Genomic DNA, 12,883 nt, shown 5'->3' on the forward strand with positions numbered 1-12,883 from the left:
AAAATCACAACTTTACACAAGTTTACAATTCTTGGTTGCAAAAAATCTTATTCTAAGTGAGATTCGGTAGGGGTATCTGTGCTTTCGATATATTGACTATCTAGGAGAAAGACCCCTCTAGCAAAGCGAATACCCCAATATCCACCGGGTCTGCGGTCAATGACTATACCTTCTTCACCAATGTGAATTACATTGGGAGGGCGCAACATGGGCATAGGTTCAGCAGTTTTGACGTAGGCTGGTAGCGCCACAACACAGACTTTACTACCAATTGTGAATTCTTTAGACATCTTAATCAAGCTAGGAGTTTTGAATTAACTCATAACTCAAAACTAGCTTGAAAGTCTACTAAATTGGGCAGGGGAATAAATAGGGAAAGGGAAAGGGGATGAAGTTTTTCCCCTTTCCGCATCTTCTGCAAGAAGTCTATTAATTTTTAACTATGGAAAACAATACCTGGACATCAGTATTATTCTTTTTTAAAAGATGATTATTGAGGATTGCCTTGTTGACGGCGTGAAGGAGCATTTTGACGGAATTGCTCTAATTTTTGACGCTGTTCGGAGGTTAAGACTGCTTGAATCTGTTGTTTCTCAGACTCGCGGATTTGTCGCATTTGGGTTTTTTGTGCTTCAGTTAGATTTAAGTCAGCAAAACCACCCTTTCCTCGACGTTGACCGGGTTGCCGTTGACCTTGACCTGTTTGCCCCTGAGCCTTACGCGCTTGCCATTCAGCCCGACGTGCTTGTTTCGCTGCCTCTAATTTTGCTTTTTGTTCTGGGGTCAAAACTGCTTCAAATTTGGTGCGGCTATCGCGGCGAATCGTCTGAATTTGGTCTTTTTGGGCATCTGTTAGACCCAAATCTTTCCAAGGGCCTCTTTCTTTTTGTGGAGTTTGTGCAAGTAACAGGGGTGAAGGAGAGGCTGTTTGAGCGTGAACAGCAAAGGAGGTTGCAGTTAAAGTGAGAGCGATCGCTCCAGCAACTAGCGATAATGCTTTGAGTTTCATGGTCTGGTGGGTTTTTCCTGGTTGGATGCCACTATCATAAGAACTTATCTTCAGTAGTTACATGAGGAGAAAGTCATGGTTCTACCCATGACTTTAGTCATGATTGACAATAGATAGTTAAGAGTTAGAAGTTAGAAGTTAGGAGTTATAAATTATGAAAATTTTGATTATGATGATTTTATAAGTCATTATTTAGCTGATTACCTAACGGGTTTGTTCTTTGAATTTACTTTTGATTTCTCACTCAGCAAAAAATTTAAGCGGTGAAAGCATCTGCTCAAATCTTCAGAATTATTAACTTCTAATTCCTAACTCATCACTTCTAACTGGAGCAATGCGACTAATGAGTCGTCCAATTCAAATTAAGAAACATCCTTTTCCGTCTCTGCTTTATCTGGAGTGGACATTACTGGCGATCACCGCATTAACAGCTGTTATACCACCTCCGTTACGGCGTTTTCGTCCCAAGCCTCCAGAACTATCAATTTGTGGTGCATTTCCAGACTTGTCAGTTTGTAGCATATTGCCAGAACTATCAATTTATAGTCTGATTATTTTTGCGTTAATGGGCTTAAGATTACCCAGAAGTAACCAGACAACTAAGGTAATATATACAGCCATTGAAATTTTATTAATTTTAATAATTGGACTTTTTGGGGAAAGATTTGCTCGGCTTTTTCCTTTTCTCTATATAATTTTAGTGACTCGCAGTTGTCTGATTTTTCAGTTAAATGGGCGTTTATTCGTTACAGCTTTGTCATTTGCCTTATTTTTAGTTACTACACAACTAAAATATCAGTTATTCAATTTTCAAGCATCGCCACAGGCACAAGAGCGATATCGATTTTTGATTTTGAATTCGTCGCTAGTATTTGGCTTAAGTTTGGTTTTTGTGTTGTTGATGATGAATGCAGTTTTGTCTGAACGGCAAAGTCGAGAAAAGCTAGCTCTTGCTAACGAAAAACTCCGTCAATATGCTATGCAAATTGAAAATCAAGCTACCTTAGAAGAACGTAACCGCATTGCTCGTGAAATTCATGATTCATTAGGACACTCTCTGACTGCTTTAAATCTACAATTAGAAACTGCTTTAAAACTATGGCAATCTAACCCAGGTAAGGCTGAAACATTTCTCGCAACTGCAAAAGAATTAGGTTCAAAGGCGCTAAAAGATGTTCGTCAATCTGTTTCTACTATGCGTTCTAATCCCTTACAAGAACAATCTTTAGAAGATGCGATCGCTAGTCTTTCAGAAAATTTTCATCGCTTTAATGGGATATTACCAATTTATCAAATCAATCTGGAATATTCTCTACCACCTGAAATAAATACTGCTATTTACCGGATTACTCAAGAATCTTTAACTAATATATCTAAATATGCGTATGCAACAGAGGTTAAATTGGAACTCACTACGACTAAAGGCAATTTGCGATTGATAATTCAGGATAATGGTAAAGGTTTTGATGTCGGGCAAAATACTACTGGTTTTGGACTTCATAGTATGCGCGATCGCACTTTAGCACTTGGCGGTAAGTTTAATATTAATAGCGCTCTTAGCTCTGGTTGCAAAATTACAGTTAATATTCCATTAACAAGGTTAACATAATGATTAAAGTATTGCTGGTAGATGACCAAAGTTTAATTCGTCAAGGATTAAGAGCGTTATTGGAACTAGAACCAGATTTAGAAATAGTTGGAGAAGCAGAAAACGGTGAACAGGCGATTAATTTTGTTGCAGAATTTCAGCCAGATGTAATATTGCTAGATATCAGAATGCCGATAATGGATGGAGTTGCAGCCACGCAGGAGATTCAAAAACGTTTTGCCAAAACTAAGATTTTAGTACTAACGACTTTTGATGATGATGAATATGTGTCCGCAGCTTTAAAGAATGGGGCAATGGGTTATTTATTAAAAGATACACCATCAGAAGAATTAGCTGTTGCTATTCGTGCCGTTCATAAAGGATATACGCAATTAGGCCCAGGTATAGTTAAAAAGCTGTTGACTCAATTTTCTCATGTTGCACCAACTCATTCACCGCCTGTACCATCTAGTTTAGCTGAACTTACTCCTAGAGAAAAAGAGGTTTTGCGGTTAATTGCTACAGGCGCTAGTAACCGAGAAATTGCTCAGGAACTCTACATTTCTGAGGGAACAGTAAAAAATCATGTTACGAATATTTTAAACAGATTAAATTTGCGCGATCGCACTCAAGCTGCGATTTGGGCAAATACATATTTATCCTATTTAAATGAGCTAAGTTAAATAATTCGTAATGACGCTCCTACGTTGCTAACGTAATTATTCACCAAGGTACTTGTATTAATGAATAAATCATAAAAAATGATTGAATAAATCAGGAAAAACAAGCGATCGCTCATCACCTTAAGCAGACCGATCATTAAGCTTGAAGCTCAAACTGTATAGTAGTATAAACTACTATTGTAGTATGTGGATTAGTCTTGATTACGCTTAATTGTTTTATGGAAGTGATTTTAGGTGATATCACAAAGTTAGAAGTTGATGCCATCGTCAATGCTGCAAATACTAGTTTGCTTGGGGGTAGTGGCGTAGATGGAGCGATACACAAGGCATCTGGATCGGGTCTAGTTGATGAGTGTAGGTCACTTAGAGGATGTAAGATTGGCGATGCTAAACTAACCAAAGGATATCGCTTGCCTGCAAGCTTTATCATTCATACCGTAGGCCCAGTATGGCGAGGAGGTAATCACGGAGAACCCGAACTTCTAGCTCAGTGTTACTATAAATGTATGCAAATTGCCTCAGATAAAGAGTTTAATAGTTTGGCATTTCCTTGCATTAGTACTGGCATTTATAAATATCCTAAAGCTTTAGCAGCTGATGTGGCAGTGAAAATATGCAATGAACAGCTACAAAAGAATGGCCGTCCACAAAGAATAATTTTTTGCTGCTATGACCCAGAAAATTATGGAATATATACAAATATTTTAGGACTTAGGCATTGACAGAAGTCAATGAATATTGGTTATATAAAATACTTTTAAACCATAGAAGCACAGAGGATGAAACTAGCTTGGCAAGGTTTTCCAACTTGAGTAAAGTGTCCGTGGCACAGATAGAAAAAACGATATTTTTTGAGTTCCTTTGAAAGGAGTACTCCTAGAAATCATTTTTTTGATAGCTTATTTAAATAATTCCAAACATTCATTTTTTAAAACGCCTTTTGTGACTTTGATTTTCCTAAATGACTTATCGATTACTTCTTCGCAAGATATATTAATTTGTGATTGATTTACAGTAATTAAATCTTGAATTGAAGCACCATATACAATCTCTGATAAACCACTCCAAACACAAGCAGTTGCACACATCGGACAAGGTTCGCCAGTTGTATATATGCTATAACCTTCTAAAGAGGGGTTTTTCAGTTTAGCTGTTAAACTACGAATAGCATTGATTTCTGCATGGGCTGATGGATCGTTGTCTCTCCTCACAGTATTATGAGCTACGGTAACGACTTCGTTATCTTTAACAATCACTGCACCGTAGGGTGCATCACCTTCTTTTGCTTCTGCCAATGCTAAACGCATAAAAGATTCTGGGTTCATATAAGCTGAGGTTAACATAAGGATAATGGTTAATAATATCGTATTTCTAATGTTATAACTGGGAATTAAGATGTATTAATGGTCGAATATGTTACTAAGCAGACAAGAAACAGAGTTTTACTTAGAAGACCTAGAAACACCAATAGGTAAAGCGATTAATTTAACACTTGCCTCTTTGGTGCTAATATCATCAGGAATTTTTGTGGCAGAAACATATAATATTCCTGATTATATGCGGTTTAAGTTAAATGTAGCTGATACTGCGATCGTCATCATCTTCGCTGTGGAATATTTACTTCGCCTGTGGAGTGCGGAAAACAAAATTAAGTATATTTTTAGCTTTTATTCGATTATTGACTTAATGGCGATTCTGCCATTTTTTCTAGGTATGGTGGATATTAGCTTTATCCGCCTATTACGATGGTTTCGGATTTTACGATTAATTAGATTTATAGATAGAAAGTTTTTATTCGCTAGTATCAGCAGTGAAGATGGAATGATTTTTGCGCGAATATTATTTACGTTATTTGCAATTGTTTTTATTTACTCTGGCTTAATTTATCAAGTGGAGCATCCGGTTAATCCTGAAAATTACGGTACATTTTTGGATGCATTCTATTTCTCTGTTGTCACAATGACAACTGTAGGATTTGGCGATGTTATTCCAATTTCGGAATTAGGACGCTTGCTAACAGTATTGATGATTTTTACCGGAATTGCATTGATTCCTTGGCAAGTGGGAGATTTAATTAAGCAAGTGGTGAAAACTGCTAATCAGGTAGAAATAGTTTGTTCAGGTTGTGGTTTAGCTTTCCATGATGTAAATGCTGGGTTTTGTCAGAGGTGCGGGACTAAATTACCTAGTCGCAGGATTGATTAGACATCTGGGGAAATTAAATATGCGTTATCCACAATCTTGGAGAGATCTAGCACTGCTATGTCTCTATATTCTTTTTCACTCCTATAGGATATCTCCCTTGAGGAAAACCCAAGTTCAATAACAACAATTTCAATAGTCAGCAACGATTAAAATTTTAGCTTAACAAATTCAAGACTTTAATTATACGATTCAAACAAATCTGGCGATCGCAGCTTAATTTCCACACTTTTTAGGGTGACGTCTACTAAGGCGATAACACACCCGACACCCATACCATCTTCTATTTTGGAAAATAGCTTCCAAGGGTTTTTATATCTCACTTTGGTAAGGGAGGGTTCAATAAAAGTAATTTTAGAAAAGAATGTCACAGAACATCAGCTTCGGTTTTACTCGGCTCAACCTAACGTATATAAGATTTTGAAAGTAATTTCAGGCAATATTAGGCGCTGATGGGTTGTTGTTCAGATTCAAACTGATTATTTGGTACATCAAATCTAATAGTACTAGCCGCCCAGTCTTTGAAATCGGGTGCTAGCCAGACTAGCTTACGCAGAATTTCATCATTGACCCACAACACCAAGGGGAACTGAAACTGTTTCCGAAACTCATCTCGCATGATATTGGTACTAATAATCAGTTGGTTAATTGCCACTACAGATTCTAAGCCCCTTACCATCAAAGCTTCGGGTTGAGTAGTACCAATTTCACTTGTAATAGCTGTGTATAACTTGTCAACCGTAGGTGAGAGCAAAATTTCGTGGATATCTGCTGATGAAAATTCTGTTAACAAATTCAGCACTTGCTGCTGCCTTTGAACACAGTTACAACACGCCAATAACAGCGAAAACTCTCCACCAGAAACCATCATCGCCCTTGCCAGTCTCTTAGTGGCTGCTGTGCTGCTAACTGTGCCGTTTTCTGAATTAGTTAAGCCGATCATTAAAAACACCCTTCTTTTGATTTTCAAACATATTCAGTGATTCTACCCTATTAATTTTTATTCAAAAGTGTTAATTGGGTAACTTTGATGACTTTTGTGTGTAATATTAAGCATTATATAACGAACAAACAGATGGTGCATTATCTCATATTCACAATTTAGGGATAATGTAAAGATAATATCAACACAACGTCAGTAACAGGGGATATGCAAAGAATTAACAATTGAATTATCACTGGATTTTCAGAGATTTTTGCATCTGCTAGCGATTAAGTAATTTTTTAATAACCTCCAGTAAAAAAAATACTCGGTAAAAGTCTAACAGTAAATGTTAGCAAGTGGCAAAACTTATAGCAGTTTTCAAATCCACCCCTACTTAAACATTAGGTTTTCCATGTCACCCTTCTCCTGTGGTCGCACTATAACTTTGCTTCACGCTAACACCAGTTACCTACAGCAGTAAACCCCCTACAGCGAGAGTTCACCGCGTCACTGTGTCTCCTCAACAAGCCATTTGGGGACGGATATTGAGTGTGGAGTAGTAAAATAGTCTCAGCGCAAGATGCAGAAATCTTGTTGCATTAAAGCTAACTCATCCGTTTGATAGAACTGTAGATAAAAGATGTCGCTCCGTTAGTGGAGGACAGGGAATATTTAGCTTTCTAAGATCGATTCAGAACATCTGAACTATAACAACAAGTTTGGAATTTGCTCAATTGCTCCATTGTTTGAGGTTGATAGCCAATAACAAACGTATGTAAATATTTATTTGATTTTTTAGAAACTAATTAGGAATATCACACCATGCTATTTAAAGATCGGAGGTTTGCGGGTCAAGTTTTGGCTAAGGAGTTAACCGCTTATGCTAACGACCCAGATGTTCTGGTATTAGGGCTACCAAGGGGTGGTGTACCCGTTGCTTTTGAAGTTGCCAAAACGTTAAATGCTCCCTTAGATGTTTTAGTGGTACGTAAATTGGGTGTGCCCGATCAAGAAGAACTAGCGATGGGAGCGATCGCTTCTGGTGGTGTGCGGATAGTCAATAAATATATTATCAGCCTGGTGAAGATATCCGATGAAGTAATTGTCAGAGTGGCGGTGCAAGAAGAACGGGAGTTAGAGCGGCGGGAACGGCTTTATCGGGGAAATCGCCCCTTAAAAGATTTACAAGGACGTACAGTGATCTTGGTAGATGATGGTTTAGCCACGGGTGCAACGATGTGGGCTGCTGTTGTAACTGTGCGAAAACAGCAACCTGCTCAGATTGTGATTGCTGTGCCTGTAGCTGCACCTGAAACTTGCCAAGAGTTAGAAGCTGAGGTAGACGAAATCGTTTGCATCTCCAGACCCAGCCCTTTTCAGAGCGTTGGTCTTTGGTACGAAAGCTTTCCTCAAACTACGGATGAAGAAGTCCGCGACCTACTCGCAAAAGCGGCAAAGAACGGTGAAGCAATACCTCTTGGTATGTAGATAAAGATTAAGTTTATCAGATGGTCTCAACTCACCAACTGAAGTTTTAACGGGACAGAACTCAAACGGCGTGATGATAGCGGTTCGGATTATTAGTGACGTTGCCGAGACAAAAACGTCGATCGAGTATACAAACTAGTTGATATGGTTAAATAATGCTGAGTTCATCTGAAACAGCACGCGATGTTTCACGATCCATACTCAATAACCCGCAGGAATAAATATGTCTGAGATTCAAAACAAAGTGATAATCATCACCGGAGCCAGCAGTGGGTTAGGTGAGGCGACTGCGAAGCGACTTGCTGCTAGTGGAGCCAAACTGATGCTGGCTGCTCGACGCGAAGATCGGCTGAAAGAATTGGTTGCAGCGATCGCTAAATCAGGAGGGACTGCAACCTATCAAGTAACGGATGTAGCAGATCGCGCCCAAGTGGAAGCCTTAGCGAAGGAAACTTTGAGTACATACAGCCGGATCGACGTGCTAATCAATAATGCCGGGTTGATGCCGCTTTCTCCCCTCGACCAAGTAAAGGTGGAGGAGTGGGATCGGATGATCGATATCAATATTAAGGGCGTTCTCTATGGCATTGCTGCCGTGTTACCGATTATGCGTCAGCAAAAGTCTGGTCACGTCATTAACCTATCGTCAGTGGCTGGACATAAGGTGTTTGCAGGATCGGCCGTCTACTGTGCTACCAAATACGCAGTGCGAGCCATCTCTGAAGGGCTGCGACTAGAGTCAAATGGTGAAATCCGTTCGACTAATATCTCACCAGGAGCCGTTGCCACCGAGCTGGCTAACACGATTACCGATAAAGACACAGCAGCCGGAATTAATCAACTTTATGCGATCGCCATTGATGCAGATGCGATTGCTCGTGCGATCGCATACGCCATTGAGCAACCCGATGATGTTGATGTGAATGAAATCATCATTCGTCCGACACGTCAAGAACTTTAGATTTAGGTTTATAGAGCAAGCATTCGGCTCAGATAAACTCTCTCACCGAACAAGCAAGTATAGAATTCGCTTAAAAAAACTCTGCGTACCTCTGCGCTTTCCTTAGCGTCCCTCTGCGTTTAAAACGTAACGATTTGTAAGCAAAGCTGTACTAAATTGTCAGTGTCAGATTAATAAGTCCAGTTTTGCTTAGTCTGCAAGCTATAGGTTCCATCTTTCACATTCACCCGCTCAGGAATCAGATTTAAATCTCTAAATATATTTGCCTGATGCTGTAGAGCAGTGAGCGATTGGTCATCAATCGGGATGATGGCGCGTTCAGCACTACGTTGCTGTAAAGTTCCGACAATAGATGGATCGATTTCATGGTGTTCTGCCATTCGTTGAACCGCTTCTAATTCCTGTTTCTTAGCCCAAGCTCCAGCTTCGTTTACCTCTTCTAAAATCACCTTGAGCAGGTCAGGATAGTCGCGTACCAGCTCTGGAATTGCGTAGTAATAGGTCGGAACTTCCACGGAGGCTTTGTCACCAAATATGCTCTCTAAATCTGCAATCGATCGCCCTGGATAAGCGCTTCGGGCAAGAGTAGCTGTGTAGGGAACCCAAATCACCCAAGCATCGATTTCACCCCGGCGGAATCGGGGTAGCGCCTCCGGTTGTGTCAGATAAACTGGCTCAATGTCACTAAAATCGAGTCCGACTTTTGCCAGCGATCGCACTAGCACATAATGGGCGCTTGAGCCTTTGTCAAAAGCGATCTTTTTACCCTTGAGGTCAGCTAGCGTCTGAATCAGCGAATCTTCCGGTACTAGAATCGCTTGACCTTTGGGAGCGGTATATTTTTCCTTAGCTACCCGCACAAATACATGATCTGCTGCTTGAGAGAAAATGCTGGCCGTGCCACCACCGCCGCAGAAGTCTATCGTCCCGTTGCTGAGTGCTTCTATCAGAGAAGAGGCTGATAAAAAACTTGTCCAGGTGACACTCAGCCCAAATGGTTGCAGACGCCTTTCGAGCAAGCCTTGAGCACGGAGAACTTCCAGATTTGTCATCCCTTCTGGATATCCTATTTTGAGTTGCTTGAGCCGCCGCGCTTGCTCTGCTAAGGGCGTATTGCTAGAGCGCTCGGGACGGTTAGAAAACCAGCGATCCAAAACTACACAGAAAATTATCCCCCCCATAAACAGTCCCACAGTCTCCAGTAACTGGATTATGGAGCTTTTGGGTAGTTTAAACTGATTCATGAGAGTGGAGATCTGATTGCCAGATTCAGAAGTGGCAACAGCATGACCGTCAAAAATTAGAGTCAAAACCAAAATCGAGACAAATCCGAGGCAAAACCGAACTGCGAACCTGTAGGTAGCCGATCTACGAGTGGCTGATCTGAACCACCGTAAGATGTTTTGACCTCTGCTTCTAGGCACAAGGTCAATCAAACGGCTAATCATAATGACTCCTTTGTTGATGCTGGAAATGAATGGCGCGTTACATACGACGATACAGCCAGAGGGTTAAATTTTTTGGGGATATTTATTATATTATGACTTACGCACTGTACAAATTAATCATGGTATGCGTTTCCCAAAATAGGTTTTTTCAGGCTTTTATTCATCATTTTTTGATGATAAATACACCCATAGCGTAGGGGTGTATTCATGAATTGTTCCTACAGTGTGGTTTTTGAAATCACACCTATTTGGTATTTCTTGTCAATGCGTAATTCCTATTATATATTATTAGGACTTACACAAATGTTTTATATGTATAGGGTGAGGCATTTGAGAGAAGCGTAGCATAATGTTCCATCGCCACTATTAGTAATTATGCTACGTAATTCTTGTATTATAACTAAGTTGAATAAATAAGAAGTCGAGTCACACTTGATGCGCGAAACTCACATTTTCATATTAATATTTCTCGATCTTGTGGGGCTGATTTCTCAGGTTAAGCGATCGCTAGTTTCGTTTATCAGATTAGGTGTTGAGTGAGGAATGGTGATGGATTGGTTAATTGCAACAATTAAGATCGGGCTAGCTACTGCTGTGGCGACAACGTTTGACGACAATATTTATCTAACTGCCTTCTTCAGTGAGGTTAATCGGACTTTTCGTCCTCAGCATGTTGTGGTTGGCGAAATTATCGGGTTCACGGCATTAGTGACAGTAAGTTTCCTTGGTTTCTTACTCGGTCTAGCAATTCCGTCAACTTGGATTGGTCTATTGGGAATTCTACCGATACTCATTGGCTTGAACAATTTGTTTAACTTGAATAAGGATAATTCAGACGAAGATAAGTCAGCTAATCTGAAAAGAAACTCTAAATTTAAAGGATTTGATTCTAGAAAGCGATCGCTCTGGGACATAATCCGCGATCCCCAAACCTATCGCGTCTCTGCGGTAACAATTTCTAACGGCGGTAACAATCTTGGGATCTATATACCTCTGTTTGCCAGCAGCAGCATTCAAAATCTGGCCGTGATCGTACCAGTTTGCTATTTCATTGTTTGCTGCTGGTTATTTATGTCTTATACTTTGACTCATCAACCTGGTATCGCCTTGGTACTCAGCCGTTATGCTGGCAAGATTTTCCCCTTTGTGCTGATGTGGCTAGGTTTCAGAATTTTGATGGACAGCGAATCTTATCGTCTTTTTCTACCGAACACTTGACTGCTATGACCACTTATATTAAGTGCTGACAAAGCAGTTGCGATCGCGCATGGTAAGCGCAAACCGAATTACTGGAAACAAAGAAATATTGAAATTTAATAAAAATACGGCGATCGCACTAAGAATTTTGTGGCTCTTTATCACTTAGTATGCCAAAAAGAGTATGTGAATACTATTCGTCAACCTTCTGATCGCAAAACTCCAAGAAAAATCAAGAATCCTTTACGCCATTTTTCGGGAGAAATGGTAATCAACTTGAAAAAATTGCTTATTCTCCTGATGGATTGCATTGGGAATTAAATACTTATTCCCAATTGTCGTTAAAGCTTGATATTCCCTGATTACTTCAGTGCGATCGCCATCCTGAATAGCAAGTGAAGACTCTGGTGTTATAAACCTGAAGAGTAAATAAAAGGGACTGGGCATTGGGCATTGGGTTAAACAACAAATTTTTCCCCATTTCCCATTCCCACCATAGCCCTCCTCCAAGCGATAAGATCGAGAATAAATTCATGCTGTGTTTATGGCAACCCAACTCAGCCAAGCCAAATCACCAACAGAACTGGTAATCTCTTGGGAAGCCTTGCCCAAAGATTTTCAACTAGAGGATGAACCAGTGGAGAATACCGGTCAGCCACTTTTGGCTGGTGCTTTGCGTGAAGGCCTAGAAATCAGTGGGTTTATTCAACCTCAGATGTTGATAGCTTCAAACTTTGGTCTTTGTGCGACAGTCAACGGTCAGTTTATTGCCAAAGCACCAGACTGGGTTTATGTGCTGTCGGTTAATGAAGTGGTGGCTAATCGCAAAAGTTATACACCCAATTTAGAAGGAGATATTCCGGCGATCGCTATCGAATTTTTATCCGATACTGACGGTGGAGAATATTCGGTCAAGCGAACTTATCCACCAGGAAAATGGTTTTTATACGAGCAAATTTTGCAGATTCCCATCTACGTGATTTTTGAACCTTATGGCGGTTTATTAGAATATTATCAACTGGAAAATAAGCGCTATGAGTTAAAGCAACCCGACGAAAACGGTCGTCATTGGATTGATGTAATGGGCTTATTTTTAGGAACTTTGCAAGGAACAAAAGAAGGTCGCACTGGGTATTGGTTGCGCTGGTGGGATCGAGATGGTAATTTGTTAGCGTGGGCTGTAGAACAGATTGAACAAGAACGTCAACGTGCTGAACAAGAACGTCAACGTGCTGAACAAGAACGCCAGCAGAAAGAACGACTGATTGCTTATTTGCAATCTCAGGGTATTGACCCGAATAACTTGCCCCCGTTTGAGTAGAGGCAATTCATAAATTGCCCTTACGAGAATCATCCGATTTTGCAAAACCAACTAGTTTGCT

At 40.2% G+C, this 12,883-nt stretch carries 16 protein-coding genes; 8 read left to right on the forward strand and 8 right to left on the reverse strand.

Features of this window, described 5'->3' with window-relative positions:
* Positions 1–47: 47 nt before the first annotated feature.
* A complete protein-coding gene (gene sipA / locus HWQ40_RS31515; RefSeq protein WP_292785812.1) occupies positions 48–290 on the reverse strand; it encodes a regulatory protein SipA in 243 nt (80 codons plus the stop codon).
* 200 nt (positions 291–490) lie between these two features.
* Positions 491–1,009, reverse strand: coding sequence for a P pilus assembly/Cpx signaling pathway, periplasmic inhibitor/zinc-resistance associated protein (locus HWQ40_RS31520; protein WP_292785814.1), 519 nt, complete (start codon positions 1,007–1,009; stop codon positions 491–493).
* A gap of 343 nt (positions 1,010–1,352) precedes the next feature.
* On the opposite strand from HWQ40_RS31520, the gene HWQ40_RS31525 reads away from it, so the two are divergent.
* The 3 genes from HWQ40_RS31525 (at position 1,353) to HWQ40_RS31535 (ending at position 4,002) form a co-directional block, all read left to right on the forward strand.
* On the forward strand, positions 1,353–2,618 hold the full coding sequence (locus tag HWQ40_RS31525; RefSeq protein ID WP_292785815.1) for a sensor histidine kinase: 1,266 nt from the start codon (positions 1,353–1,355) through the stop codon (positions 2,616–2,618).
* A complete protein-coding gene (locus HWQ40_RS31530) occupies positions 2,618–3,280 on the forward strand; it encodes a response regulator transcription factor (RefSeq protein ID WP_292785816.1) in 663 nt (220 codons plus the stop codon). Before HWQ40_RS31525 ends, HWQ40_RS31530 begins: the two co-directional genes overlap by 1 nt.
* A gap of 218 nt (positions 3,281–3,498) precedes the next feature.
* Complete coding sequence (locus HWQ40_RS31535; RefSeq protein ID WP_292785817.1) at positions 3,499–4,002, forward strand: O-acetyl-ADP-ribose deacetylase; 504 nt, start codon at positions 3,499–3,501, stop codon at positions 4,000–4,002.
* 177 nt (positions 4,003–4,179) lie between these two features.
* Here the strand turns inward: HWQ40_RS31535 and HWQ40_RS31540 are convergent, their stop codons facing one another.
* Positions 4,180–4,605 carry a nucleoside deaminase gene (locus tag HWQ40_RS31540; RefSeq protein WP_292785818.1) on the reverse strand — a complete coding sequence of 142 codons (426 nt, stop codon included), beginning with the start codon at positions 4,603–4,605 and terminating at the stop codon, positions 4,180–4,182.
* Positions 4,606–4,693: 88 nt separating this feature from the next.
* Here HWQ40_RS31540 and HWQ40_RS31545 point away from each other — a divergent pair, with 88 nt between their 5' ends.
* Positions 4,694–5,485, forward strand: coding sequence for an ion transporter (locus HWQ40_RS31545; RefSeq protein WP_292785819.1), 792 nt, complete (start codon positions 4,694–4,696; stop codon positions 5,483–5,485).
* Between the two features lie 176 nt (positions 5,486–5,661).
* Here the strand turns inward: HWQ40_RS31545 and HWQ40_RS31550 are convergent, their stop codons facing one another.
* The gene (locus HWQ40_RS31550) at positions 5,662–5,853 is read right to left on the reverse strand and encodes a hypothetical protein (protein WP_292785820.1); all 192 of its coding nucleotides are present in this window, start codon (positions 5,851–5,853) and stop codon (positions 5,662–5,664) included.
* Positions 5,854–5,924: 71 nt separating this feature from the next.
* Positions 5,925–6,425 carry a hypothetical protein gene (locus HWQ40_RS31555; RefSeq protein ID WP_292785822.1) on the reverse strand — a complete coding sequence of 167 codons (501 nt, stop codon included), beginning with the start codon at positions 6,423–6,425 and terminating at the stop codon, positions 5,925–5,927.
* Between the two features lie 804 nt (positions 6,426–7,229).
* On the opposite strand from HWQ40_RS31555, the gene HWQ40_RS31560 reads away from it, so the two are divergent.
* Complete coding sequence (locus tag HWQ40_RS31560; RefSeq protein WP_292785824.1) at positions 7,230–7,895, forward strand: phosphoribosyltransferase; 666 nt, start codon at positions 7,230–7,232, stop codon at positions 7,893–7,895.
* A 223-nt stretch (positions 7,896–8,118) separates the two neighbouring features.
* Positions 8,119–8,856, forward strand: a complete 738-nt coding sequence (locus HWQ40_RS31565; RefSeq protein ID WP_292785826.1) for an SDR family oxidoreductase — start codon at positions 8,119–8,121, stop codon at positions 8,854–8,856.
* A 170-nt stretch (positions 8,857–9,026) separates the two neighbouring features.
* On the opposite strand, the gene HWQ40_RS31570 is transcribed toward HWQ40_RS31565, so the two are convergent.
* Positions 9,027–10,100, reverse strand: coding sequence for an aliphatic sulfonate ABC transporter substrate-binding protein (locus HWQ40_RS31570; RefSeq protein WP_292785828.1), 1,074 nt, complete (start codon positions 10,098–10,100; stop codon positions 9,027–9,029).
* A gap of 753 nt (positions 10,101–10,853) precedes the next feature.
* Between HWQ40_RS31570 and HWQ40_RS31575 the strand changes: the two genes are divergently transcribed.
* Positions 10,854–11,522 (forward strand): cadmium resistance transporter, encoded by a 669-nt coding sequence (locus HWQ40_RS31575; RefSeq protein WP_292785830.1) that lies wholly within the window; start codon positions 10,854–10,856, stop codon positions 11,520–11,522.
* A gap of 18 nt (positions 11,523–11,540) precedes the next feature.
* Here HWQ40_RS31575 and HWQ40_RS31580 read toward each other — a convergent pair whose 3' ends face one another.
* Positions 11,541–11,666, reverse strand: coding sequence for a hypothetical protein (locus HWQ40_RS31580; protein ID WP_292785832.1), 126 nt, complete (start codon positions 11,664–11,666; stop codon positions 11,541–11,543).
* 78 nt (positions 11,667–11,744) lie between these two features.
* On the reverse strand, positions 11,745–11,948 hold the full coding sequence (locus HWQ40_RS31585; RefSeq protein WP_292785833.1) for a hypothetical protein: 204 nt from the start codon (positions 11,946–11,948) through the stop codon (positions 11,745–11,747).
* A gap of 97 nt (positions 11,949–12,045) precedes the next feature.
* Here HWQ40_RS31585 and HWQ40_RS31590 point away from each other — a divergent pair, with 97 nt between their 5' ends.
* Positions 12,046–12,822: a Uma2 family endonuclease gene (locus HWQ40_RS31590; RefSeq protein WP_292785835.1), complete on the forward strand. Its 777-nt coding sequence runs from the start codon at positions 12,046–12,048 to the stop codon at positions 12,820–12,822.
* The last annotated feature ends 61 nt before the right edge of the window (positions 12,823–12,883 follow it).

It is taken from the genome of Nostoc sp. NMS9 (assembly GCF_017114995.1).
Lineage (GTDB): Bacteria > Cyanobacteriota > Cyanobacteriia > Cyanobacteriales > Nostocaceae > Nostoc.

What these genes read in the sequence shown, in the direction of transcription:
- sipA (WP_292785812.1), bottom strand. Translation starts at nt 290, where the DNA reads ATGTCTAAAGAATTCACAATTGGTAGTAAAGTCTGTGTTGTGGCGCTA.
- HWQ40_RS31520 (WP_292785814.1), bottom strand. Translation starts at nt 1,009, where the DNA reads ATGAAACTCAAAGCATTATCGCTAGTTGCTGGAGCGATCGCTCTCACT.
- HWQ40_RS31525 (WP_292785815.1), top strand. Translation starts at nt 1,353, where the DNA reads ATGAGTCGTCCAATTCAAATTAAGAAACATCCTTTTCCGTCTCTGCTT.
- HWQ40_RS31530 (WP_292785816.1), top strand. Translation starts at nt 2,618, where the DNA reads ATGATTAAAGTATTGCTGGTAGATGACCAAAGTTTAATTCGTCAAGGA.
- HWQ40_RS31535 (WP_292785817.1), top strand. Translation starts at nt 3,499, where the DNA reads ATGGAAGTGATTTTAGGTGATATCACAAAGTTAGAAGTTGATGCCATC.
- HWQ40_RS31540 (WP_292785818.1), bottom strand. Translation starts at nt 4,605, where the DNA reads ATGAACCCAGAATCTTTTATGCGTTTAGCATTGGCAGAAGCAAAAGAA.
- HWQ40_RS31545 (WP_292785819.1), top strand. Translation starts at nt 4,694, where the DNA reads ATGTTACTAAGCAGACAAGAAACAGAGTTTTACTTAGAAGACCTAGAA.
- HWQ40_RS31555 (WP_292785822.1), bottom strand. Translation starts at nt 6,425, where the DNA reads ATGATCGGCTTAACTAATTCAGAAAACGGCACAGTTAGCAGCACAGCA.
- HWQ40_RS31560 (WP_292785824.1), top strand. Translation starts at nt 7,230, where the DNA reads ATGCTATTTAAAGATCGGAGGTTTGCGGGTCAAGTTTTGGCTAAGGAG.
- HWQ40_RS31565 (WP_292785826.1), top strand. Translation starts at nt 8,119, where the DNA reads ATGTCTGAGATTCAAAACAAAGTGATAATCATCACCGGAGCCAGCAGT.
- HWQ40_RS31570 (WP_292785828.1), bottom strand. Translation starts at nt 10,100, where the DNA reads ATGAATCAGTTTAAACTACCCAAAAGCTCCATAATCCAGTTACTGGAG.
- HWQ40_RS31575 (WP_292785830.1), top strand. Translation starts at nt 10,854, where the DNA reads ATGGATTGGTTAATTGCAACAATTAAGATCGGGCTAGCTACTGCTGTG.
- HWQ40_RS31585 (WP_292785833.1), bottom strand. Translation starts at nt 11,948, where the DNA reads ATGCCCAGTCCCTTTTATTTACTCTTCAGGTTTATAACACCAGAGTCT.
- HWQ40_RS31590 (WP_292785835.1), top strand. Translation starts at nt 12,046, where the DNA reads ATGGCAACCCAACTCAGCCAAGCCAAATCACCAACAGAACTGGTAATC.